The sequence below is a fragment of the Leisingera sp. F5 genome (assembly GCF_001593695.1).
Window position 1 is genome coordinate 1 of record NZ_LUKH01001388.1, and the last position, 1,060, is coordinate 1,060.

Annotated in this window: 1 protein-coding gene; it reads right to left on the bottom strand. The window is 56.9% G+C overall.

Annotated elements, in window-relative coordinates; translation table 11 throughout:
- On the bottom strand, window positions 1–776 hold a 776-nt coding region (locus A2I95_RS41665; protein WP_291738123.1), incomplete at its 3' end, for a TRAP transporter substrate-binding protein.
- Window positions 777–1,060: the final 284 nt, after the last annotated feature.

The following is a 1,060-nucleotide window of genomic DNA, read 5'->3' on the forward strand; positions in this document are numbered from 1 at the left end:
TTTTTCAAGTCATCCGGCAGGCTCTCATACTTCTCTTTGTTCATCGCCAGAACAAAGGTCAGCGTATACAGTGCCTTGCCAGTGAACTCAGTGTGGTTCTCCACCAGCTCCGGGACCTTCAGCGCCGCCGTCACTTCCCACGGAATGGTGGTGCCGTCGATCACGCCCTTGGACAGACCTTCCGGAATCGCCGGAACTGGCATCCCCACCGGGGTTGCACCCAGCTCAGTCAGCAATGCGTTGACTGACCGGCCACCGCCGCGGATCTTCATGCCTTCCAGATCTTCAGGCGTTTCCACCGGGTCGGCGGTGTGGATCAAGCCGGGCCCGTGCACCCAGGTGCCCAGAATGTGGACATCCTTGAACTCGGTGTCCTTCATGTGCTTGTCGAACATTTCCCAATAGGCGTGCGACACGGCGCGCGCATTGGTCATCATGAACGGCAGCTCGAACACTTCGGTCGACGGGTAGCGGCCCGGGGTATAGCCTACCACAGTCCAGACAATATCCGCCACGCCATCAATGGCCTGGTCCATCAGCTCAGGCGGCTTACCCCCCAGCTGCATCGACGGGAAGCGATCAACCTTGATGCGCCCGCCCGAGGATTCCTCGACGTTGTCCGCCCAAACATCCAGGATCAGTTTCGGCACGTTTGCCTGTGCCGGCAGGAACTGGTGCAGTTTCAGGGTCACCTCCTGGGCAAATGCCGGCATTGCGCCGAACATTGCCAAGGCCGCTGCCCCCGCTGCCCCCAATAGCTTTCTCCGAGTAGTCATGTCTGTCCTCCCTTAGACCAAATCATTTGCAGGGTCCGCCGCTCTCGCAACATTACTGCGGCAGATGGCAGAATTCTTTCCGTTTCCGCCACCAAGGCCCCGCGCAGGGTTCGTTTTACGAACCAGTTGCCCCCCTGCTATTAGGTGCATTTGTAACTATCAACAGCGGATCATGCATTTTCCACTCATGAAATCTGCCTGCGCTTCCTGATCTCAGACAAGTTTCACAGCTGATATGTTACAAAGCCCCCTGCACTCACATTCAAATTGATACATATTAAGAT